Here is a 1234-nt window from a genome sequence, read left to right on the forward strand (position 1 = left end):
CAACTCCTCTAATCGATTCCCTCTTTGAGTTCAAACTCAAAAAGTGCCTTACGGGAAAACATAAACTCCAATGAACCGTTTGTAAGCATCTCTCCACCATTTTTGTTTAAAATACTTTTAACATTAGCAACGGTACGGGTGTTATTATCGGTTGCACACTCAATAAAAAGCAAAACACCATGGGGGGCTTTCCCCTCAAAATTTACCTCTTTCATATCGGCACTATCTTTTGCTGCTGCACGTTTGATAGCTGCTTCGATATTATCTTTTGGCATATTTTCCGCTTTGGCATTTAAGATAGCGGTGCGAAGTTTTGGGTTAAGATCTGGATCCATCCCACCCTCTTTTGCTGCCATAGTAATCACCTTACCGAGTTTTGGGAACAGTTTTGACATCGCCCCCCATCTTTTTAGTTTGGATGCTTTTCTGTATTCAAATGCTCTACCCATAAAAATTCCTATTCTCAATATATTTTTCGCAATTATACCATTTTTAAAAACTTTAGAGTGTATAATACGCAAGAAGGAATATATATGCGACTTGGGTTTAGGATAAAACACTATTTTTTTAATGCTTTTCGTGAAATTTTTGTGCATCATCACGGCTCTTTGGAGTTTAGAGCCAAAATATTTGCGCTCATTATTGCTGCAAACAATTCTATAAAAGTTGAAAACTATATCTTAGTAAAACAAACCGCCTTAGATATCTATGCAGGTGATGAGGACAGAGCAAATCTCCTTTTACTCTCTACCAAAGAGCTCGTAAACAAAGTTAAAAACAAAAACGGGCTTGATATAGACTCACTTATATTCAGTATTCAAAAAGAGCTCAAAATTGTTCCCCGTTATGCAAAAAAAATAGATATAGATTCCCTTATGCCGTTTTTAGATTTGGCAGAAGATGAAGACACCCTCGCCTATCAAAAAAATATACTTGAGTTTTTACAAAACCTTAAAAATGAAACCCTGAAAATCGATACAAAATCACAAACAAAGGAATAAAATGGACTTACAAACAACAGCCCTTCACGCCGGTTACGACAAAGATACACAAGGCACTATGGCAGTACCCATCTACCAAACTACAGCTTACGAATTTAGAGATGTTGCACACGCAGCCAATCTTTTTTCCCTCAAAGAGCTAGGCAATATCTATACACGCCTTAACAATCCAACAACCGATGTATTTGAAAAAAGGTTTGCTGCATTGGAGGGTGGTGAAGCTGCACTCGCAA

2 protein-coding genes and 1 pseudogene are annotated in these 1234 nt (G+C 37.3%); 2 read left to right on the forward strand and 1 reads right to left on the reverse strand.

Features of this window, described 5'->3' with window-relative positions; translation table 11 throughout:
- Positions 1 to 11 precede the first annotated feature (11 nt).
- Positions 12 to 449 (reverse strand): annotated as a pseudogene (locus AC30RD_RS09615) (YebC/PmpR family DNA-binding transcriptional regulator); the annotation flags it as partial.
- An 84-nt stretch (positions 450 to 533) separates the two neighbouring features.
- Between AC30RD_RS09615 and AC30RD_RS09620 the strand changes: the two are divergent.
- The gene (locus tag AC30RD_RS09620) at positions 534 to 1001 is read left to right on the forward strand and encodes a hypothetical protein (protein WP_489494334.1); all 468 of its coding nucleotides are present in this window, start codon (positions 534 to 536) and stop codon (positions 999 to 1001) included.
- A gap of 1 nt (position 1002) precedes the next feature.
- Positions 1003 to 1234, forward strand: a 232-nt coding sequence (locus AC30RD_RS09625; RefSeq protein WP_489494336.1) for a PLP-dependent transferase, incomplete at its 3' end; no start/stop codon positions are given.

The sequence above is a fragment of the Nitrosophilus sp. genome (assembly GCF_982775275.1).

Excerpts from the sequence above, each read along its gene's own strand:
- AC30RD_RS09620 (WP_489494334.1), top strand. The coding sequence starts at position 534 with ATGCGACTTGGGTTTAGGATAAAACACTATTTTTTTAATGCTTTTCGT.